The sequence below is a fragment of the Aromatoleum evansii genome, assembly GCF_012910805.1.
GTDB lineage: Bacteria > Pseudomonadota > Gammaproteobacteria > Burkholderiales > Rhodocyclaceae > Aromatoleum > Aromatoleum evansii.
The window spans coordinates 36,389-55,090 of sequence record NZ_WTVK01000039.1 but is presented as its reverse complement, the minus strand read 5'-3'; the positions used below and the strand labels follow the sequence as shown (position 1 = coordinate 55,090).

22 protein-coding genes are annotated in these 18,702 nt (G+C 62.6%); 20 read left to right on the top strand and 2 right to left on the bottom strand.

Features of this window, described 5'->3' with window-relative positions:
- Positions 1-222: 222 nt before the first annotated feature.
- The 14 genes from GO615_RS18985 (at position 223) to GO615_RS18920 (ending at position 9,567) form a co-directional block, all read left to right on the top strand.
- Positions 223-663 (top strand): single-stranded DNA-binding protein, encoded by a 441-nt coding sequence (locus tag GO615_RS18985; RefSeq protein ID WP_009242153.1) that lies wholly within the window; start codon positions 223-225, stop codon positions 661-663.
- A 2-nt stretch (positions 664-665) separates the two neighbouring features.
- Entirely contained in the window at positions 666-845 is a 180-nt protein-coding gene (locus GO615_RS18980; RefSeq protein WP_009242152.1) for a hypothetical protein, read from the top strand.
- 82 nt (positions 846-927) lie between these two features.
- Positions 928-1,755, top strand: a complete 828-nt coding sequence (locus GO615_RS18975; RefSeq protein ID WP_169130901.1) for a DUF932 domain-containing protein — start codon at positions 928-930, stop codon at positions 1,753-1,755.
- Positions 1,756-1,824: 69 nt separating this feature from the next.
- A complete protein-coding gene (locus GO615_RS18970; protein WP_009242150.1) occupies positions 1,825-2,133 on the top strand; it encodes a hypothetical protein in 309 nt (102 codons plus the stop codon).
- 107 nt (positions 2,134-2,240) lie between these two features.
- On the top strand, positions 2,241-2,471 hold the full coding sequence (locus GO615_RS18965; protein ID WP_009242149.1) for a hypothetical protein: 231 nt from the start codon (positions 2,241-2,243) through the stop codon (positions 2,469-2,471).
- A 1,102-nt stretch (positions 2,472-3,573) separates the two neighbouring features.
- Positions 3,574-5,550, top strand: a complete 1,977-nt coding sequence (locus GO615_RS18960; RefSeq protein ID WP_049791400.1) for a DUF3560 domain-containing protein — start codon at positions 3,574-3,576, stop codon at positions 5,548-5,550.
- Positions 5,551-5,603: 53 nt separating this feature from the next.
- Entirely contained in the window at positions 5,604-6,071 is a 468-nt protein-coding gene (gene kleA, locus GO615_RS18955; RefSeq protein ID WP_009242059.1) for a stable inheritance protein KleA, read from the top strand.
- A gap of 13 nt (positions 6,072-6,084) precedes the next feature.
- A complete protein-coding gene (locus GO615_RS18950; protein WP_013723336.1) occupies positions 6,085-6,534 on the top strand; it encodes a hypothetical protein in 450 nt (149 codons plus the stop codon).
- A gap of 43 nt (positions 6,535-6,577) precedes the next feature.
- Positions 6,578-6,796: a hypothetical protein gene (locus tag GO615_RS18945; protein WP_013723337.1), complete on the top strand. Its 219-nt coding sequence runs from the start codon at positions 6,578-6,580 to the stop codon at positions 6,794-6,796.
- A 559-nt stretch (positions 6,797-7,355) separates the two neighbouring features.
- Positions 7,356-7,850 (top strand): RadC family protein, encoded by a 495-nt coding sequence (gene radC, locus GO615_RS18940; RefSeq protein WP_013723338.1) that lies wholly within the window; start codon positions 7,356-7,358, stop codon positions 7,848-7,850.
- 172 nt (positions 7,851-8,022) lie between these two features.
- The gene (locus GO615_RS18935; RefSeq protein WP_013723339.1) at positions 8,023-8,352 is read left to right on the top strand and encodes a hypothetical protein; all 330 of its coding nucleotides are present in this window, start codon (positions 8,023-8,025) and stop codon (positions 8,350-8,352) included.
- A 14-nt stretch (positions 8,353-8,366) separates the two neighbouring features.
- Complete coding sequence (locus GO615_RS18930) at positions 8,367-8,693, top strand: ParB N-terminal domain-containing protein (RefSeq protein WP_013723340.1); 327 nt, start codon at positions 8,367-8,369, stop codon at positions 8,691-8,693.
- 12 nt (positions 8,694-8,705) lie between these two features.
- On the top strand, positions 8,706-8,942 hold the full coding sequence (locus tag GO615_RS18925; RefSeq protein WP_009242065.1) for a hypothetical protein: 237 nt from the start codon (positions 8,706-8,708) through the stop codon (positions 8,940-8,942).
- A 7-nt stretch (positions 8,943-8,949) separates the two neighbouring features.
- Positions 8,950-9,567, top strand: coding sequence for a recombinase family protein (locus tag GO615_RS18920; protein WP_009242066.1), 618 nt, complete (start codon positions 8,950-8,952; stop codon positions 9,565-9,567).
- A 635-nt stretch (positions 9,568-10,202) separates the two neighbouring features.
- On the opposite strand, the gene GO615_RS18915 is transcribed toward GO615_RS18920, so the two are convergent.
- Both GO615_RS18915 and GO615_RS18910 read right to left on the bottom strand, forming a co-directional pair.
- Positions 10,203-10,424 (bottom strand): hypothetical protein, encoded by a 222-nt coding sequence (locus GO615_RS18915; RefSeq protein WP_009242067.1) that lies wholly within the window; start codon positions 10,422-10,424, stop codon positions 10,203-10,205.
- A gap of 592 nt (positions 10,425-11,016) precedes the next feature.
- Positions 11,017-11,337 carry a hypothetical protein gene (locus GO615_RS18910; protein WP_013723342.1) on the bottom strand — a complete coding sequence of 107 codons (321 nt, stop codon included), beginning with the start codon at positions 11,335-11,337 and terminating at the stop codon, positions 11,017-11,019.
- A 312-nt stretch (positions 11,338-11,649) separates the two neighbouring features.
- Here GO615_RS18910 and GO615_RS18905 point away from each other — a divergent pair, with 312 nt between their 5' ends.
- The 6 genes from GO615_RS18905 (at position 11,650) to GO615_RS29225 (ending at position 18,674) form a co-directional block, all read left to right on the top strand.
- The gene (locus tag GO615_RS18905) at positions 11,650-12,027 is read left to right on the top strand and encodes a plasmid mobilization protein (protein WP_169130899.1); all 378 of its coding nucleotides are present in this window, start codon (positions 11,650-11,652) and stop codon (positions 12,025-12,027) included.
- A 1-nt stretch (position 12,028) separates the two neighbouring features.
- Entirely contained in the window at positions 12,029-14,026 is a 1,998-nt protein-coding gene (locus tag GO615_RS18900) for a type IV secretion system DNA-binding domain-containing protein (protein ID WP_009242071.1), read from the top strand.
- Between the two features lie 11 nt (positions 14,027-14,037).
- Positions 14,038-14,493 (top strand): protein-disulfide reductase DsbD N-terminal domain-containing protein, encoded by a 456-nt coding sequence (locus GO615_RS18895; protein ID WP_169130897.1) that lies wholly within the window; start codon positions 14,038-14,040, stop codon positions 14,491-14,493.
- A 5-nt stretch (positions 14,494-14,498) separates the two neighbouring features.
- Positions 14,499-17,375 carry a MobF family relaxase gene (mobF, locus tag GO615_RS18890; RefSeq protein WP_238530183.1) on the top strand — a complete coding sequence of 959 codons (2,877 nt, stop codon included), beginning with the start codon at positions 14,499-14,501 and terminating at the stop codon, positions 17,373-17,375.
- A 141-nt stretch (positions 17,376-17,516) separates the two neighbouring features.
- Positions 17,517-17,729, top strand: coding sequence for a hypothetical protein (locus GO615_RS18885; RefSeq protein ID WP_009242074.1), 213 nt, complete (start codon positions 17,517-17,519; stop codon positions 17,727-17,729).
- A gap of 90 nt (positions 17,730-17,819) precedes the next feature.
- Positions 17,820-18,674, top strand: a complete 855-nt coding sequence (locus tag GO615_RS29225) for a PAS domain-containing protein (protein ID WP_009242075.1) — start codon at positions 17,820-17,822, stop codon at positions 18,672-18,674.
- Positions 18,675-18,702 lie beyond the last annotated feature (28 nt).

The following is an 18,702-nucleotide window of genomic DNA, read 5'->3' as shown; positions in this document are numbered from 1 at the left end:
TGTTCCGGCCCCCAAACCCCGCCCCGAGGCTCCAAGGTAGCTTGCCTGAACCCCGAAGAAACACAAGCCGGGAACCCGCGAAAAATCAGGCTTTTTTCTCTCACAAACTATTGACGGTCAATAGTTTTATGGTACAATATGACTCATGGTGTAGGAACAAAGAACGGTTCTGCACCAGGCAGCAAAGACCACCATCAACCGAGCAAAAAAGGAGCTTCGATCATGGCCAGCATCAACACTTTCACCATCGTGGGCAACGTGACCAAGGACGTGGAATTGCGCTACACGCCCAGCGGCACGCCTTCCGTGACCTTCACTGTCGCCGTGGATAACGTCTATTTCGACCGCGACGGCAAGAAGCACGAAGAAACCGACTTCATCCCGGTGACGACCTACGGCAAGCAAGCCGAGAACGACGCCAAGTTTCTGAAGAAGGGTTCCACCGTGGCGGTGATGGGCCGGATTCGTAGCTGGTACAAGCAGGCCGAACGCAAGGGCGGTTTCAACTTCGAGGCCGAGCGCGTGCAGTACCTGGGCCGTCCCAGCGGCAACCGTGCAGGCGGTGACGCTGGCCAGCAGCAGCAAGGCCCCGGCAACGCCGAGCACGACGACTGGATGCGCGACTACGACAGCACCGAGCAAGCCGGTCAAGGCCGCCGCTAATCATGGCCAGCAGCTTTACCCGTGATGAGCTTTTCGATCTGGAATATGCAGTGAAAAACCTCATCGACGACAAAAAAGACTACTGCCCGAACGAAGAAGGCACCGCCGAGGCGGTGGCCCGCTTGGAAGACCTCCAAGCCAAGATTCAAGGGATGTTGCGCGAATCCGCGCCGCAGACCTGAACAACCGACAGGCCCGGCGAGCAGGCCGGGCTTATCGGCCCTTTGATCCCTAGACCATCATCAACTCACTGGAGAAATGACCATGCAACTCGCAAGCCGCTTCCGCAATGCTTCCGGTATCCGCGCCGACATGCCCCTGTCGGATGACCAAATCCGCGCCGTGGCCCCCTCGATTTTTGCCGAGGCCGCCCACGAAAGCCGCTCCGCGCGTTACACCTATATCCCGACCATTGACGTTCTGAACGGCCTGCGCAAAGAGGGTTTCCAGCCCTTCATGGTTTGCCAGACCCGCGTGCGCAACGAGGAAAAGCGCGAGCACACCAAGCACATGATCCGCCTGCGCCACGCCGACCAGATCGCCGGCCGCGAGGCGAATGAAATCATCCTGCTGAACAGCCACGACGGCACCAGCAGCTACCAGATGCTGGCCGGCATGTTCCGCTTTGTGTGCTCTAACGGCATGGTATGCGGCGAGACAACCAGCGACATCCGCGTGCGCCATAACGGCGACGTGGTGGGCGATGTGATCGAAGGCGCTTTGAAGGTGCTGGACAGCTTCGAGGAAGCCACCGCCCAGCGCGAGGCCATGCAGGTGCTCACGCTCAACCAGGGCGAGCAGGCCGCCTTTGCCCGCGCTGCACTGGCCCTGAAGTACGACGACCAGGACAGCGGGGCTGTGCCCGTGACTGAATCCCAAATCCTGGCCCCGCGCCGCTTCGAGGACCGCCGCGACGACATGTGGACGACCTTCAACCGCGTGCAGGAAAACATGATGAAGGGCGGACTGCGCGGCCGCAACCGCAGCGGCCGCACCACCACGACGCGCCCGGTCAACGGCATCGACCAGAGCGTTAAGCTGAACCGCGCCTTGTGGGTGCTGGCCGAGGAAATGCGCCGCCTGAAGGGCTAACCCGAGCCGCCCGGCCACGCTGGACGCGCGGCCGGGCCTCCCTCCCACCACTACACGAAGGACGACACCATGAGCAGCCACCACGAATGGGCCGAGGAAGTCACCGCCCAGCACGACGCGCAAAAGCCCTATGCACCCGAGAACGGCCAGCCCTTGCGGTTCAAAGCCGGCGATCCAGTGATTTACACGAACCCGGCAGGCATTGAGTTTCCCTTGCGTGTCACCGGCTTCTATCAGCGCCCGGCTTCGCCGTGCGGCCAGTACGCGAACGGCGCGCGCTATCTGCTGGACTGGGATTGCCCGTGGTTCCCGGTTCCCGAATCCCGCTTGCGCCTGGATGAATCCCGCGCCGTGCCCGAGCTGGAGGCCGCCGCCTAAATCGGAGCGCCGGCCGCTGGCCGGCGCTGCACCCGGCTGACGCGCACCAGGGCGAGCAGGCCCGCGCGTCAGCCTCACCCTCGACCATCCAACCCAAGGACATGACCATGAGCAAGACCGCTACCGACACTGCCACCAACGAACTGATCCGCCACGCTATCGCCGCATGGGGCTACTTGGTGCGCTGGGGTTCCCGCCTGACCCTGGCCGAGTTCGCGGCCGCGATCCGCCGCCACTCGTCCCATGCGCGCGCCGAGGCCCTGGCCGCCGCGCTCGAATCGGCCACCGGCTTTGTGGCCCGCGACTGGCGCGGCTTCCGTGCCAACTGGCAATGCTGATGACCACCGCCCGCCTGCGCGGGCGGGCGCTCTTGGGGCTGCGCCCCGCCGCGCGGCATCCTGCTGGGCTTGGCCGGCACGGCTACGCCGTCCCGGTATGGCCCTTTTCCGGGTGCGCGCCGTGGGCGTGAGAGCTGGCCAGGGCTTCGGTTCCCGGAAGCCGAAACGTGGGCTTTGCCCGGCGTGTGCAAAGCACGGTTTGACGCAATGGCGGGCCACGGCTGCGGGGATGCTCCGCTGGTGCCAGTATTGCCAGCACAGCGAAGGGCAGGGCGTCTATGACCTGTTGCACCAGGATTCCCGCCGTCGTTAGGGCGTCTCCCCTGCGGGGCCGGGCTTTCGTGCTGCGCATCGAGCCGCCTGCGGCGTCTCGCCCCTTCGGGCGTCAATCCCTGACGCCTCCGCGCCTTACCGGCGCTGCGCGCTCCGCTTGCCCGGCCTGAAGGCCGCATCGAGGAACTTTCGCGCGCGAAAGTTCGGGCTGTGGATCTGATCCGTGGTGTGCCGGCGCTGGTGCGCTGAATCCGCTACGCGCGGGGCCGCACCCCACCACTACCTCGCGCCTTTATTCGTCGTCATGGTGCCCTCCGGCCGGGCTTCTCCGGTCAAGGGCCGGGCTGCGCCCTGAAATCCTCACCCGTTCGGTGCTCGCCCTTCGGGCTGCGCTCCGCGTGCGGCCTCCGGTTTCTCCCTTGACCGCGCCCGTCCTGCGTGCTCCTGGACGCCGAGGCGACGAGGTAGATGGTGGGATGCAAAAGCCGGCCCCGCGCTCCGCTGGCCATGTGGGTGATCGACGGGGAGCAGGGGAGCTTGTGCCCCTGCGGGGCAAGAGCAACTGCAACACCTTGGGGGCCTGTTCCGGCCCCCAAACCCCGCCCCGAGGCTCCAAGGTAGCTTGCCTGAACCCCGAAGAAACACAAGCCCGGAACCCGCGAAAAATCAGGCTTTTTTCTCTCACAAACTATTGACGGTCAATAGTTTGACGGGTAGAATGTAGGCATTGCTTCAGTGATGAGGCGATGCCCCGGCAGGGGTGACGGTGAGCAGACCAGACCCCAGCCGCTTAGACCATCTTCAACCCTTCCGCATAAGGAAAACGACCATGCAAACGCTGACCGCCACCTATTCCCCCGAAGACAACAAGCTGCGCCTTTATCCGTCCTCACGACTGGACAGCGCGACTTATGAGCGCGTGAAGGCGGCCGGCTTCAAGTGGGCACCCCGTCAAGAGCTTTTCGTGGCCCCCATGTGGACGCCGGCCCGCGAAGACCTCCTGATGGAGCTGTGCGGCGAGATTGGCGACGAGGACACGGGCCTAGTTGAGCGCGCCGAGGAGCGCGCCGACCGCTTCGAGGACTACAGCGACAAGCGCGCCCATGACGCCAGCGCAGCGCGCAACGCCGTGCAGGCCATCGGGCAGCGGTTCGAGTTCGGGCAACCCATCCTTGTGGGCCATCACAGCGAACGCAAGGCCCGCAAGGACGCCGAGCGCATGGAAAACGGGATGCGCCGTGCCGTGCAGATGTGGGAAACCTCCGAATACTGGAAGCAGCGCGCAGCCGGTGCCCTGCGTCATGCGAAATACAAGGAGCTGCCCGCCGTCCGTCATCGCCGCATCAAGGGGCTGGAGGCCGACAAGCGCAAGCAGGAGCGCAGCAAGCAAGAGGCCGAAATGTGGCTGAAGCTGTGGCTTGAATGCGAGGCCGAGCGAGACGCCGAGCTGCAAAAGGCCGTGGCCCTGCGCATCGCTGGCATGTGCTGGCTGCACTTGCCGCGCAAGGAAGGCGACCGCGAAGACTGGAGCCACACCCCGACCGCTTACGACGCCTTGAACGGCTCGCATCCGAACCTCTACGCGCCGCGCACCCTGGCCGAAGTGATCGAGGCCGCCAAGAAGACCTACCCGGCCACGGTTGCCCACTGTGACCGCTGGATTGCCCACTATGAAAACCGGATTGCCTACGAGCGCGCCATGCTGGACGAGCAAGGCGGCCTGAAGGCCGAGGGCTTCGACATCCAGCCGGGCGGCCGCGTCCTGGTTGATGGTGAATGGCTGGTGGTGATGCGCGTCAACAAGAAGGGCGGCCAGATCAACAGCGTGACCACGAACGCCCGTTATGTGCGCGTGCGCGGCATTGAGGAAATCAAGGACTACCGCGCGCCGACCGAGGAAGACGCCGCCAAGGTCAAGAAGGCCGCCAAGCTGCCGCCGCTGGTGAATTTCCCCGGTGAAGGCTTCATCGAAATGACCGCCGAGGAATATAAGCGCAAGCCCGCCGACTACAAGGGCACCCGCACCGCGCAAGCCACGGCCGAGCATGGCGCGTACCGCTACCGCACCGCCTTTTTGGCCAATAGCGGCTATCGGATCGTGCAGGTTTACATCACCGACGCCAAGCGCGTGGACAAGCCCGCGCCCGAGGCCGCCGAGCCGGTGAAATTCGAGCGCGAACCCGTGGCCCCGGCCCCGGTGACGGCCGAGCAGGCCCCGGCCAGCACCGAGAGCGCCGACAACCGCGCCGCGATGGCCGAGGACTTCCAAGCCATGCGCGACCAGCTCAAGGCTGGCGTGCAGGTTGTGAGCGTCCCGCAACTTTTCCCGACCCCGGCCGATCTGGCCGCGCGCATGGTTGAGCTGGCCGACATCGAACCGGGAATGCGCGTGCTGGAGCCGAGCGCCGGCACCGGCCGGATTCTGGAGCAGTTGCCCGAGGGCTGCGAAGTGGTGGCCGTGGAGATTAACGCGGCCTTGGGCGGCCGCCTCGATGCAGACCGCCGCGCCGTGGTGATCGGTGACTTCCTGCAATGCACGCCCGAAACCCTGTGGGGATCGTTCGACCGCATTCTGATGAATCCACCCTTTGCCAACGCCGACGACATCAAGCACATCCGCCACGCGCTGCGCTTCCTGAAGCCGGGCGGCAAGCTGGTAGCGATCTGCGCCAACGGCCCCCGCCAGAATGACCAGCTCCGCCCGCTGGTGGAGCAGCACGGCGGCGAATGGGAGAGCCTGCCCCCCGATACCTTCGCGGAATCCGGCACCGCCGTAAATACCGCCCTTTTCACCCTGACCGCCTAACCCACCAACGCACGCGCCCCGGCTTCGCCGGGGCCTCTCAAGGAGTACGAGCCATGCAACCGAAATTCATGCCTTGGGTTGACCTGCTGCCGGAAGTGGGCGACCCGATCCGCAACGAGCGCAACAAGCTGGCCGCCAAGCTGGCCAGCGCCGAGGAACTGGAAAAACAAGCGGCCGCGCTGCGCGCGGGAGTCCGTGAGGGCCGCGCCGCCCTGCTGGATCGAATCATGAAGCAATGGACACTGCACGACATCGAGCAGGCCGCGACCGCAGCCGCCGACCGTGGCCAGCCGTTCCCGCCCGGCTTCGTGAAAGACGGCGAGCTGCGCGAGGCGCTGCGCGCCCTCGATGGTGCCCCGTCCCCGCTGGAGGTGCTGCAAGCCTTCCACGCTGGCCGCGTGATCCGGCAGCACAACCTTTTCAGCACCGCGACCGAGGAAGAACAGCGCGCCACGCTGCACCGGGTTTTTGACTGGTGGAATTACGGCGCTGTCCCGCTGCTGACCCGCTTGGAAGGCTAGGGGAGGGCGGCCGATGTCTATACAGGAGCAGGCCGCCGCACTGGTGGCCGCCGTCGATCCGGCCGCTGTCGCGGCCCTGATCGCGGAATTCCCCGAGGCCGAGAAGGTGGGCATCCGCGCCAACTGGCAAAGCCTCGATCCCCATCTAGGGCACCGCGTCCCGAAGGCCACGGCCGACCGGGCCGAGTACCTGGCCCGGAAAATCGAGCAGTACGAGGCCGAGCTACAGCGCGACATCGCCACATATACGCGCTACCGCGAGCAGGGCCTAGCGGCCCTGTCCGCTTACGACGTGTGCATTTCCAGCGGTAACAACCCGCTGGGCGCGCTGCGCACGGCGCTGCGCCTGAAGGACGCCCACATTTCCTATGACCTGTCCATTCTGGTCAAGCTGACGCTTGAGCTGGAGGACGTGAAAACCGAGCTGGCCGAGGCGGAACCCCCGCAACTGGCCCTTTTTTGAAACGCGCGGCCGCCCGGTGGCGGCCGCAACTGGAGCACCTACTATGCCCCGCGCCCATGTCCCGACCATTGACGAAGTTTTAGCCGATCCCGCCGCCTCCCACTGGATGAAAAACGCGCTGCGCTCCGCGCTGACCCGTGACCCGGTGGACGTGGCCAACGATGCCGCCTTCCTGTGCGCCCTGCTGGACAAGCGAGCCGATGCTGCTATGGAGGCGGGCAGGGCGGCCGTAGCCGCGACCGCTCCCCAGGTGGAGCGGTAGGCCGGCGACAAGCCCGGCTGCGCCGGGCTGGAAGGGCAGGGCTTTGCCCTGCTGGCTGGGCCGGCAAGCCTGCGCGCTGCGCGCACCGTCCTGCCGGCGTCCTTCCTTGTGTCGCTGCTGCTGGCTGGGTGGATCTTCTCCTTCCCCGTGTTCCTCTCTCTCCCTGGCTTCCTCTAACCCCTGAAAACCTGCCGGGCGAATCGCCCCGCGTTGCGGGCCGACCGGGCTGCTCCAGGTTCGCGCATTCGCGCTCATCCCCGCGTTGCGGGGACTGCTGCGCAGCCTTGCACATCCCTTTCGCTTGCGCCCTCCGGGCGCTGGCCTGTCGGCCTGAAGTGAGCTTTCGCGCGCGAAAGCTAGACAACTGCACAAAGGCGTCCGTGGTGTGCAGAGGGTGGGGGTTGCCTGTCACTTCCAAGGGTATCAGTTCGTTCTCGCCGTCAAGGGCTGCGCGCCCTGGCGGGCGCTTGCGGCCGCTGGCCGTTTCACCCTTGACCGCTGCGCTGCGAACCGATCCAGAGGAAGTAGGCAATCCCGCCCACTTCCTGGAGTCCATGACATGACTGCTTCGCACATCGACCTTTTCACCATTGACGACAACGGCCAGTTTCAACTGGCCAGCGCCGGCCAAGTCATCGAGGCCGCCTTGGCCATCCTTGACGAAAAGGTGATGCGCAACGGCCTGATTTCCGCGCCGGCTGACGCCAGCGCCTTCTTCTCGCTGCGCCTTGGGAGCTTGGAGCATGAAGTGTTCGCGGCCATCTTCCTGGACGCACAGAACCGCGTCATCGAGTACATCGAGCTGTTCCGGGGCACGCTGACGCAGACCAGCGTGTACCCGCGCGAGGTGGTGAAGACCTCGCTGCGCCTGAACGCCGCCGCCGTCATCTTCGCGCACAACCACCCCTCCGGGGTGCCCGAGCCGTCACGCGCCGATGAGAACCTGACCAAAGTGCTGAAGGATGCGCTCGCCCTGGTGGACGTGCGCGTGCTGGATCACGTCGTCGTCGCCGGCGGGGCGTCCGTGTCCTTCGCTCAACGCGGCCTGCTGTAGCCGCTGCCAGCCGGGTGAAAAACCCGGCAAACGCCCCTCCGGGGCGTTTTGCCCGGTAGTTTTAACGACCGTTTTTCCTGCCGGAAAAAGCGGCATTAAAACGTACCTTTTAATTACCGTCGAATCCGGTAAAATTCGCCCTTTCTGGACAAATAACTACCGTGAGGCCCTTATGAGCGAGCATCGCCCGATCTACGGCGCGAATACAGCCGTTTTGAGCGACTTTCCCGAGCCGGTGAGGGCAACCCTTCACCTGATCGAAAAAAACCCGTCTAACGAGGCCGCGCTGATCCTGCTCCAGTGCGCCGCTTCAGCCGCGCACCCGGACTACCTTTTCAGTCTGGCCATGCTCAGTGCTCTCCCCATCGAGTACAAGGAGGCCGCACTGGAGCTGATCGAGCACAGCCTGACCATCGGTTTCACCGTGGACGAGCAAAGCGCATTGCTGCGCTTTGTGGAGCCATTGATGGCCACCGCGCTGCGCGCTCCGCGCGCCCGCTGACGCGCTGCCCCATCATGGCGCTCGACATCTTCGCGCTGCTGACTTCGGACGGCGACCACGCCCAAGCCGACCACATGTTCACCGGCAAAGCCGGCGACATGGTGGCCGTGGCCGACGTGCTCGATGCCGTGCATTGCGCGAATCGCCGGCTGCGCGCCGTGCCGGCGCTGGCCAGTCGATTCCGCAATGGCGCTACCTATCCCATTCCCTGCGTGCGACTGACCAAAGCCGAGTGCCGCGTCCTGGTGGACGCGATCACCGACTTTGGCCAATCCATGCCCAAGACCACCAAAGCCCGCAAACTCGCTGACCTGCTGGCCAGCTCCGTTTGCGTCTACTGATCGGAGCCCTTCATGGATGACAAAACCGCCGACCGAGTGATGTCCGCATCCCTCGACTATTTCAGCCGCAACACCTTCTTTGCGCTCCTGGTGCTTGTCGCCGGCTGGGGCCTTGGCTGGCTGCTAGGCTTCGCTCTCGCTCGCAGCATCCAGTCCAAGACCGGCGCGGCATTCTGCCGCCGCCTGTGCCCGATTGTGGGCGTCCTGGCCGCTTTCCCTCTCGCGTACAAACTCATGTTCTCCGCGTGAATCGGCCGTGCCTCGTTACTTCGCTTACTTGCGAGTCTCCCGCGACTCGCAAGACGTGGCGAACCAGCGGCTTGGCCTGCTGGATTTCGCCAACTCGCGCGGCTACGCCCCGCTCGTTGTCGTTGAAGAAACGGCAAGTCGCTCTGTTCCCTGGCGGGAACGCGCGCTGGGCTCGCTCCTAACGGAGCAGGCCCAGCGTGGTGACTTGCTTTTAACTTCCGAATTCACCCGCTTGGGCGGGTCGCCCGGACAAGTCTTTTCGATTCTGGAGACTGCCGCCGAGCGCGGCGTCACCATCATCATCACGAAGAACGGCACCGTCATGGACGGTAGCCTGAATGCTCAAATTCAGGCCGCCGCTTTCGCTATGGCCTCCATGATCGAGGTGGAATTCACCCGTGCGCGCACCCGTGAAGGCTTGCAGCGTGCTCGCCTTGAGGGCCGCATCGGCGGCCGGCGCAAAGGCAGCACCGGCCGCCTCAAGCTCGACCCTCAACGCGATAAAGTAGGGGAGCTGCACGCCCTCGGTTTGACGACGCCGAAGCTCGCCAAATACTTTGGCGTTACCGAGAAAACCATGCGCAAGTTCCTTGCGCGGCACTTTCCCAAAAAAGCGCCGGATTGACACGGCTGGCCCTTCGGCCCAACCGTGCCAATCCGGTTTTCCCGCTCCGCTTCCTTGCCGGTCTTTCGTTCCAGCTTCGCCTGAACTCAGGCCGGCAACCTCTCCGCTTGCACTGGCTCGATGGTGGCCAGCCTTCGGCCGACCACCATCCTTGCCGTATGCCTTTCTCGCGGCTTTTGATCTGGATCGCCGCGAAAGACGCAGGCCACGCAATGCGCGGCCTGGCTCGCAGTTGGTGATCGCCTATTCGCTATCGCTTCTAGGCTTTCCACTTCTCGCCCCGTAGGCTGCTACCGTTGCCATTCTGCTTCGTGTCGCCGGGCCGTCGCGGTTCCCGCTGCCGCCATTCGGCGGCCGTCCCGGCCCGTCCGCTCCGCTGCCGGTTTTGTACAACTTTCGCACGCGAAAGTCGGGGAGGCGCAATACGGCTTCCCTTGCTTCGCAGCGGTTCGCCTTGCGCCTTCTCCCGCTTTCCGTCCTGCTGTTTCGTTCCGCGCTTGTGCCGCGTCACGCAGGGCCGGAAAGTGCGAAAGGCGAGGGCGACTTCCTTCGTCCGTCACCTTCGCCTTTCCTTGTCACGCAACCGCGCCCGTTCCGTGGCGTGTGTCGGTTGCCTTGAATTCTGAATGGCAGCACTACAGCGTGCCCCATTCCCTTTCGTGATCGTCAGTTGAAATGCGCTCCAGGATGCCGGCGCATCCTTCCGCGTTGTTGGCGTAGAACCCCACGTCGATGCCGTAGGGGTTCGTGAGCCAAATTTCCGCACCGTCCGCGTTAATCGCCCAGCCGTCAATTTCCGCGCGTCCGTGGGTCTTCAGGTGCTGGTATAGCTCCTGGCTCCCGATGCTTTGCTCCATCGTCTTCACCGTCCGTTGTTGGGCGAATCGTCCCGCTTTGCGGGCCGACCGGGCTGCTCCAGGTTCGCGCATTCGCGCTCATCCCCGCGTTGCGGGGACTGCTGCGCAGCCTTGCACATCCCTTTCGCTTGCGCCCTCCGGGCGCTAGACCGTGCCACTATCAACCGCCGCGTTTCCCACAAGCTCCACAGGCCCTCGCGCTGATCCGCTTTCCCACAAGAGGTTTCTTGTGGAAAAGCGGGCGCGACCGTTGCCTCTTGCGATATTGAGGTATCGCGGGCAACGGCTACGGGGCCTGTGGATTTGTGGAAAACGCTCGTCCGCTGCTTGCAGCCTTCTGCCCCTAGGTGAGTCAAAAACCAACCCCACCCGTTTCGTCTCCCCGTGAGGGGAGCCGACCAAAGGCGCGCCTCTGGACTCCGGGCCGTCTCTCCTGCAACCGCCGCGTTTCCCACAAGCCCCACAGGCCCTCGCGCTTTTCCGGTTTTCCACAAGAAGTCTCTTGTGGAAAACCGGGCGCGACCCTCTCCCTTTGGGATATTTGGGTATCCCCGGTCGAGGGCACCGGGGCCTGTGGATTTGTGGAAAACGCTCACTGGCTGGCCTCGGCCGTCGCTGCTACTTCAGGCGCAGTCTGAACAGGCTTCACCGGCTCTGCCGGTTTCGCTGCATCGACTACCAGAAGGGCCTTGATCTTTGGCATCGCTTCGCGCCAAAGATCAGATGGAACCGCATCAAGCCGTTCCGTCTTGATGAGTTCCATCACTGCCTTCTGGTTGCGCTCGCGTTCCTTGCGCTGCTGCTCTCGCTGTCGTTCCTCCAGCTTCCGCAGCTTCTCGCGTTGTGCTGCGATTTCTTCATCCAGCGTCTTGGCCTTGCGGCCTGACTTCGGATTCGTCGTTTCACTACTCATGGCTCTTACCTCGCGTTGTGGGTTCTAGTGGAAAACCTGCCTGATCTGGCGGGACGTGCTGCGTCCCTGATCGGCTGCATTTTACCAAATGCGCGGTTTTCTTCCACTAGGGCCTGGGGGAGAGAACGGCACCGTTCTTCCAGCTCGCAGGGCAAGCCCCGCGCCCCGGAAGAACGGTCACACACCACGCAACATGGTTGCCGGTGCTAAAAGCCGCGCTGTGGCGCGCCTTTTAGCGTGGCGACACCGAAAAGACAACGCGGCGACACCGAAAATGCTATAATGGCCTAAACCCTTATGGAGTAAAGGAAAATGCCGAGAGCGAAAGGAACAGGGAAAGGCCCAACCGAGCGGTTCAACATCCGACTCGATGAGGACACGGCGGGGTTCTATCGAACCAAGGCAAACGAGCACGGAATCAGCATTTCCGAGTTTTTGCGCCAAACGCTGGTGCAGGGCGTGATCGCAGAAAACGTGCAAGACATCGAGCAGCGGCTGCGCCGCCTTCTCGATGAAATCCGCGCTGGCGGGGAGGGTGGCGGAAAGGTCGAGATTCCCGATGAACTGTGGCTTTCGGTCTTCACTGCGGAGTACATGCTGGCGGCGATTGTTGAGGCGCGTGACGTGCAGCAGTTGTACGAAGCGCAGAACAAGGCGAAGGCAAAGCTCAAGCGAGTGAAAGGAGGCTGAAATGGCAAAGAGAGAGGAAAAGGGAAGCGCCGGTAGCTTCTCCCGTGGGGCCGAGTTGTGGATGCACCAAGCCAGGCTGTTCGTGGTGGCCATCTGGACGGTTGTGCTGATTTCCATCTTGGCCGGTCTGGCAGTCACGACGGCGTACTTCTGGAATGCGACTACCGCAGACGAAAAGTACGCGCTGGAGCGGAACGTCTTGGCGCACACGCGGGATGCGCTCTACATGACGGCCGGAAAGATGGAGCTGAACGTCAACGGCGAGCTGCGCAAGATGGAAGTTTCCGAGGTTGCCTTGCTGACCGACGACATGGCCGAAGATGCTTGGCGAAAGCTGCGCAACGGCGGCATGTTCGGCTTGCTGACTTCCATCGGTGTGGTGTTTCTGATCTCTTTGTACTGGTGGGGCTATGGCCGTGAACGGATGCAGGACAACCAACTGCGCGGGGCCAAGCTGGTGGAAGGAAAGGAGCTTGCGCGACTGATCCGACACCGCGACGAGGCAAGCCCTTATGAGATTGCGGGCGTGCCCATGCGCGTGAAGTCAGAGACGCTGCATACGCTGTTTGCCGGCGCGCAGGGTACGGGTAAGTCACAGCAGTTTTTCGCACTCATGAAACAGGTGCGGGCGCGTGGCAAGCGGATGATCGTGTATGACCCGACCGGCGAGTTCACCCAGGCGTTCTACCGTGAAGGCAAAGACATCCTGATGAACCCGCTGGACTCCAGAAGCCCGAACTGGAACATCTGGAACGAAATCGCCAAGGACTACCACTTCGACAACATGGCGAACGGCCTGATCCCCGATCCGGCCGAGTCCGATCCATTTTGGGCGCTTGCGGGCCGGATGGTGCTAAAGGACGTGATTGCAGTATTGGGGCGCGAGGGCCGCCGCACGAACCGCGACCTCTACAACGCTATCGCCAAGAGCAACCTGGACGCCATGCACGCATTGTTGCAGGGGACAGCGGGCGCAACCTATGTTGATCCCACGACCGAGCGCACGGGGATGTCACTCAAGATGACTGTTCAGAACCAGCTTGAAGCCTTCCGGTTTTTGCCAGATGAGGGCGAATCGTTCTCCATCCGAAAATGGGTACATGAAGAAGGCGATTCATGGATGTTCATCACAGCACGGGAAGCGATGCGCGAGGCATTGAAGCCCGTTCTGTCGTTGTGGATCGACACGGCAATCAAGGCCGTGCTTGACTTGGAGCCGATCCACCGCGAGCGGCTTTGGTTTTGCATTGACGAGCTGCCGACACTCCAAAAACTCGACATCCTGAAGCTGGCTCTGACGAACACACGGAAGTACGGTTTGTGCATGGTGCTGGGCGTGCAGGACTTCAGCCAGCTCTACGAAATCTACGGGCACGATCTGGCCAAGACGATCATTTCCGGGTGCCAAACGAAGCTGCTGCTGCGTGTGACGGATGGAGCTGCGGCGAAGCTGTTGGCCGAATTGATGGGACAGGCCGAGGTGGATGAAAAGGATGAAACCTTGAGCTACGGCCTCAGCTCGCAGCGTGACGGCGTGAGCGTGATGGCGCGCCGACAGATGCGCGACCTTGTGCTGACATCGGAGATTTTGACGTTGCCCGATATGACCGGCTATCTGCTGGTTCCGGGCGACTATCCCATTGCCCGCGTCAAGTATGGTTACGTGCCGACAGAGAAACAGGCCAACGGCTTCATCGAGCGCGACGGCTTTGCGATCAGCTTCAAGCCGACCACGGCGGCCGCAGCGCCGGCACCCGCTCCGTCCGCCGCTGAAGTTCAGCAGCCGGCCGCGCCGGAGCAAGGCGACATGTTGGATGACGACGATATGGACGCGCCGGCTACGGTGGAGGTTATGCGCAACGAAAATGGCGATGTGATCGACAAGGCAACCGGCGAAATCATCAAGCCAGCCGAGAAGGTTTCGCGCGCGAAAGATGATGCAGATGCGAAATCAGCCGGCCAGGGCAAGAAGCCCAACCCGCTGGCGGATGCGCTATAGGAGGATACCGAATGAAAACTCAGAGACGGGCATTTCTACATTCCGTCGCGGCCGCCTGCTTGGCGGCTTTTTGCGTTTCCGTGCAGGCCGAGCCGGACTTGCTGCAACCTGATGAAGCCTTCCGGGTGTCGGCTCGCCGGGTGGATGCGCGAGTGGTGGAGCTGGAGTACATCATCGCACCGGGCTATCACCTGTACCGCGACCGTTTCAGCTTCAAAACGGACAACCCAGCCGTGACGGTGGCCGGCGTTGAGCTGCCGCCACCGCTTGAAAAGTTCGACAAGGCGATGGGCCAGAACATGCGCTACTACACCGAGCGGGTGGCGGTGCGCGTGCGCTTGGCTGGGGGCAATCAGGCCGTCAAACTGGTGGCTACGGCACAGGGCTGCGCGGCGATTGTGGGGGTGTGCTATGCACCGATCACCAAGGCTTTCAGCGTGCCGTCAATGGGAGGAAGACAGGGATGATTAGCATGAACAACGTGGGCAGCGCCGGGCAGGCACTGCACTACTTTTCCGCTGACAACTACTACACCCAGGACGAGGGCTTGGAGCATTCCGAGTGGTTCGGCAAGGGGGCCGAGCACCTTGGGCTTTCCGGCAAGATTGATCGTCAAGCCTTCTTCGAGGTGTTGAACGGAAAGGTGGATGGCCAAGAGCTGGGCAAGTGGGTCAAGAACGAGGAAACCGGCGAGAAGGAACGCGAGCACCGGCCGGGCACCGACATGACGTTTTCCGCGCCCAAGAGTGTTTCTCTCATGGCCGAGGTGTACGGCAAGCGGGACGTGCGGGAGGCGCATGAGGCGGCCGTCAAGAAGGCACTCAGCCACATCGAAACCGAGCTGGCCAGGACGCGGCAAACCGTGGACGGGAAGACCGAAGCGGTACAGACCGGCAACGTGACTGTGGCCATGTTCCGGCATAACACAAGCCGCGACCTCGACCCGCAGACGCATACGCACGCCGTCATCATGAACGCCACCAAGCGGGAGGATGGGCAGTGGCGCTCCCTGACGAATGAAGAAATCTACAACGCCCAGCGCGTTATCGGGGCCATCTACACGTCCGAGCTGGCCGACCGGCTCCAGGCGCTGGGCTACGACATTCGCCGCACCGACGAGAAAGGCAACTTCGAGATTGCCGGTATCACCCGCGAGCAGATCGAGCACTTCAGCCAGCGCCGGGCAGAAATAGAGGCGGCGCTGAAAGCCAAGGGCGTGGACATCGACGATGCCAGCGCGCAGCAGAAGGAAGACGCCACGCTGAAGACCAGAGCGCGCAAGGTGGACGTGGATCATGAAGCCTTGATCGGGAGCTGGAAGGAACGAGCCAAAGACATCGGGATCGACTTCGACGCCATCCAGGCCAAGGCCGACGCGCAACGGGCGCAAGGTGGTGTGGTGCGCGCTGACAAGCTCACCGGGCGCGAGGCGATGTCCTTTGCGGCCGCACACCTGATCGAGCGCGAGGCCGTGGTATCCAAGAACGACCTCATGGCGGCGGCCATCGAGCACGGGGCAGGGCGCGTATCGGCATCGGAGGTGAAGCGGGCCTTCGACAAGCTGGAGAAGGATGGTGATCTGGTGGCCTTGCCTGACGGCAACTACACGACCAAGAAGATGCTGGGCAGCGAAATGTGGGCACTCGACCAAGTGCGCGCACAGAAGGGCCAGACGCCGAAGATGATGGAGCCGGAAGCGGTGGCAGCGCGGATCGCGCAGGCCGAGGGCCGGCAGGGCTTCAAATACAGCGAAGGCCAGAAGGAGGCCATCAGCAAGGTACTGACCACTGAAGATCGTTACGTGGCGGTGCAGGGCCTTGCCGGGACGGGTAAGACCACTATGCTCAAAGGCGTGCGCGAAATGGCGCAGGAGCAGGGCTACACGGTGCGCGGCATGGCTCCGACCGGGGCGGCCAGCAAGGTGCTGGCCAGGGAGACAGGTATTGCTACTGATACCGTCTCGATGTTCCAGATCAAGGAGCGGCAGCTACAGAAGGACATCGAGTTTGCCAAGCAGTACGCACCCGACTTCCAGCGCAAGGCGGAAGTCTGGATCGTGGATGAATCGTCCTTCCTGTCGCAGCGCCAGAAGGCCCAGCTCGACCACATGGCCGAAAAGGCCGGGGCCAAGGTGGTGTACCTGGGCGACACGCTCCAGTTGCAGGGTGTAGAGGCCGGCAAGCCCTTCGAGCTGGCCCAGCGGGACGGCATGGAAACCGCGTACATGACCGAAATCAACCGCCAGAAGACCGCCGACCTGAAGCAAGCCGTGGACATCATCACTGGCCGCGACAACCTGGGGGACGGCCAGCGGCTCACCCAAGTGGAGCTGGCCAACAACGCGCGGGCCTTCGAGTACATGGACAAGGCTGGAATGATCCGGGAAATTCCCGAGAAGTCCGAGGAGGACAAGGGCCGCCTGGTGGCGGCCGTAGTGCAGGACATCTTGAAGCTCGACAAGGCAGAGCGTGAGCGCACCATCGTCATTACCGCCTATAACGAAGACAGGCGGGCCATCAATGCCGGCGTGCGCGAGGGACTGAAGGAGCAGGGCGAACTGTCGCGCTCCGAGGATACGCGCGAAATCTACACCTCGAAGGGGTGGACGCGGGCCATGCAGAAGGAGGCGCAATACTACAAGGCCGGCGACGTGGTGCGCTTCGGGCGGGACTACCAGCAGATCGACGCCAAGAAGGGCGAATACATGCGCGTGTCGGCCGTGGATGCCCCCAATGGCACTGTGGTGCTCCAGAAGGAAGACGGCTCTGTGATCGCATGGCAGCCGAAGAAGCACAACAAAATCGAGGTGTACGACCGCGACACCCGCGAGCTGGCCAAGGGCGACCTGATCCGTATCACCCGAAACGAAGGCGAGTTCAAAAACGGCGAGGTGGCGCGCGTCACGGCTGTGGCTGGGGACAAGGTGACGCTGGAGCTGAAGCAAGGCAAGGATGTGTCACTGCACCAAGTGGATCTCTCTCGCAACAAGCATTGGGATCATGCCTACGCGCAGACGGTTCACGCCTCCCAGGGCGCGACTCAGCACCGGGCCATCTTCCACATCCGAGCGCCTCAGACCGAGAGCGAGAAGAAGCAGGAGCGGGCGCTGGAGAACATGGCCAAGGTCTTCGGGGATCGGAGCTTCTATGTCGGGGCCACGCGCGCCTCGCATGAGCTGCGCATCTACACCAACGACAAGGCGGTGGCGGCCAAGGCGGTGGCGGCGAAGCAAGACAAGACCAGTGCGGTGGAAACGCTCCGGCAACACGAACGGGCCACGGCAATCACGGCCGACAAGGCGGGAGAACGCCCGGTGTCGCCGCAGCGAAACGGTGACGTTCAACGGTAATCCCTATAAAATGTCAACTTACGCGCGCTGGCCTTAACCAACTTTCGCGCGCGAAAGTTGGCGGCTGGTTCTGCCTTTCGCCAGTAGGCAAGTCGGCTTAGACTTGTGTGATGAACCTTTGACTATGCTAAAGAACAAGCCATGACCGACCCAAAGGACGCCGAGATGTCGGCCGATGGGCAGGGAACTAAACGCCGTAGAACTCGCAATTATGGCGATCGCCGAACGGTATCCCTGCGGATGGACCCCGAGCTGCACGAGCGCATGATGGACTTGTGCGACGATCTGAAAATACCTGCCAACACCTATATTTCGGGACTCATCGAGACCGACCTGAAGAAACGGAAAAAGTGACCGCGCCATAGACGCCTCGCCCTGTTTGCCGGGGTGCCGAGAACCCGAATATCATGTGAGGTTCATCGGTGGATTCAGGGAGAGGCGCGCGTGTCTATTATTTCAACGATCAACTGGAAACGTCTGGCTTCGGTTTTTGTGCCGGGCGTACTGATCGCAGCCATCAGCATTTATGTGCTGGGCTTTCGTGCCCCGCCTTCCCCTGATCTTAGGGTTCTGCCCGGTAAAGCACTGGCCGCCTACGACGACTTCTACCCGATCCGCGCCGATGACACCGGGGCGCTATACCTGGATCGGGAATTGTTCGTGAAGGCGGTCAACTACCTCTCTCAGCATCCCTCGCCGCGCGCCGTGGCGGATTTGATCTACCTGGGCAACTCCAACAACGTCACCCTGTTGCTGGACGGGCCGACCAAGGCCAAGTACCTCATGCTGACCCAGCAGCCCGACTATGTGGCGCTGTCGGAGGTGGATCGGGAGAAGGATCGCATCTTCCAGTCCTATGCGGACATCGTGAACGGCATTGGCCAGACGTTCGCGGGCACGCCGGTAGAGATCGTCTTGCACGACACGCGCAACCCGCTGCGCTCGATTGTGGCTGTGCAGAACCCCATTTCCGGCCGCAGGCTGGGCGACACGAATACCAACTTCGGTATCCAGCTCATCAAGAACTACAGCTATGGCGAAGGGCAGGGCCAGGGGCGTGGTGCTTCGTTTGTGAGCTACGACCTCACCCTGAAAGACGGACGCGCGGTGAAGTCCACCACGATCCCGATTTTTCACGATGTGTACGGCTTGATCGGATTCATCTGCATCAATATCGACATATCGAAAATGGACAAGAAACACCCGGAATATATCGAGCATTTTGTTGATACCTTCAAGGCTACCATCGCCAATGACGCCATTAACGAAATGATCCAGAACAGCAAGCGTAAGAACTGATTTTCTCAACCCTCTCTGTAAAGGAAAT

Coding starts and splice junctions, on each gene's coding strand:
- GO615_RS18985 (WP_009242153.1), top strand. CDS start 223: ATGGCCAGCATCAACACTTTCACCATCGTGGGCAACGTGACCAAGGAC.
- GO615_RS18980 (WP_009242152.1), top strand. CDS start 666: ATGGCCAGCAGCTTTACCCGTGATGAGCTTTTCGATCTGGAATATGCA.
- GO615_RS18975 (WP_169130901.1), top strand. CDS start 928: ATGCAACTCGCAAGCCGCTTCCGCAATGCTTCCGGTATCCGCGCCGAC.
- GO615_RS18970 (WP_009242150.1), top strand. CDS start 1,825: ATGAGCAGCCACCACGAATGGGCCGAGGAAGTCACCGCCCAGCACGAC.
- GO615_RS18965 (WP_009242149.1), top strand. CDS start 2,241: ATGAGCAAGACCGCTACCGACACTGCCACCAACGAACTGATCCGCCAC.
- GO615_RS18960 (WP_049791400.1), top strand. CDS start 3,574: ATGCAAACGCTGACCGCCACCTATTCCCCCGAAGACAACAAGCTGCGC.
- kleA (WP_009242059.1), top strand. CDS start 5,604: ATGCAACCGAAATTCATGCCTTGGGTTGACCTGCTGCCGGAAGTGGGC.
- GO615_RS18950 (WP_013723336.1), top strand. CDS start 6,085: ATGTCTATACAGGAGCAGGCCGCCGCACTGGTGGCCGCCGTCGATCCG.
- GO615_RS18945 (WP_013723337.1), top strand. CDS start 6,578: ATGCCCCGCGCCCATGTCCCGACCATTGACGAAGTTTTAGCCGATCCC.
- radC (WP_013723338.1), top strand. CDS start 7,356: ATGACTGCTTCGCACATCGACCTTTTCACCATTGACGACAACGGCCAG.
- GO615_RS18935 (WP_013723339.1), top strand. CDS start 8,023: ATGAGCGAGCATCGCCCGATCTACGGCGCGAATACAGCCGTTTTGAGC.
- GO615_RS18930 (WP_013723340.1), top strand. CDS start 8,367: ATGGCGCTCGACATCTTCGCGCTGCTGACTTCGGACGGCGACCACGCC.
- GO615_RS18925 (WP_009242065.1), top strand. CDS start 8,706: ATGGATGACAAAACCGCCGACCGAGTGATGTCCGCATCCCTCGACTAT.
- GO615_RS18915 (WP_009242067.1), bottom strand. CDS start 10,424: ATGGAGCAAAGCATCGGGAGCCAGGAGCTATACCAGCACCTGAAGACC.
- GO615_RS18910 (WP_013723342.1), bottom strand. CDS start 11,337: ATGAGTAGTGAAACGACGAATCCGAAGTCAGGCCGCAAGGCCAAGACG.
- GO615_RS18905 (WP_169130899.1), top strand. CDS start 11,650: ATGCCGAGAGCGAAAGGAACAGGGAAAGGCCCAACCGAGCGGTTCAAC.
- GO615_RS18900 (WP_009242071.1), top strand. CDS start 12,029: ATGGCAAAGAGAGAGGAAAAGGGAAGCGCCGGTAGCTTCTCCCGTGGG.
- GO615_RS18895 (WP_169130897.1), top strand. CDS start 14,038: ATGAAAACTCAGAGACGGGCATTTCTACATTCCGTCGCGGCCGCCTGC.
- mobF (WP_238530183.1), top strand. CDS start 14,499: ATGAACAACGTGGGCAGCGCCGGGCAGGCACTGCACTACTTTTCCGCT.
- GO615_RS18885 (WP_009242074.1), top strand. CDS start 17,517: ATGACCGACCCAAAGGACGCCGAGATGTCGGCCGATGGGCAGGGAACT.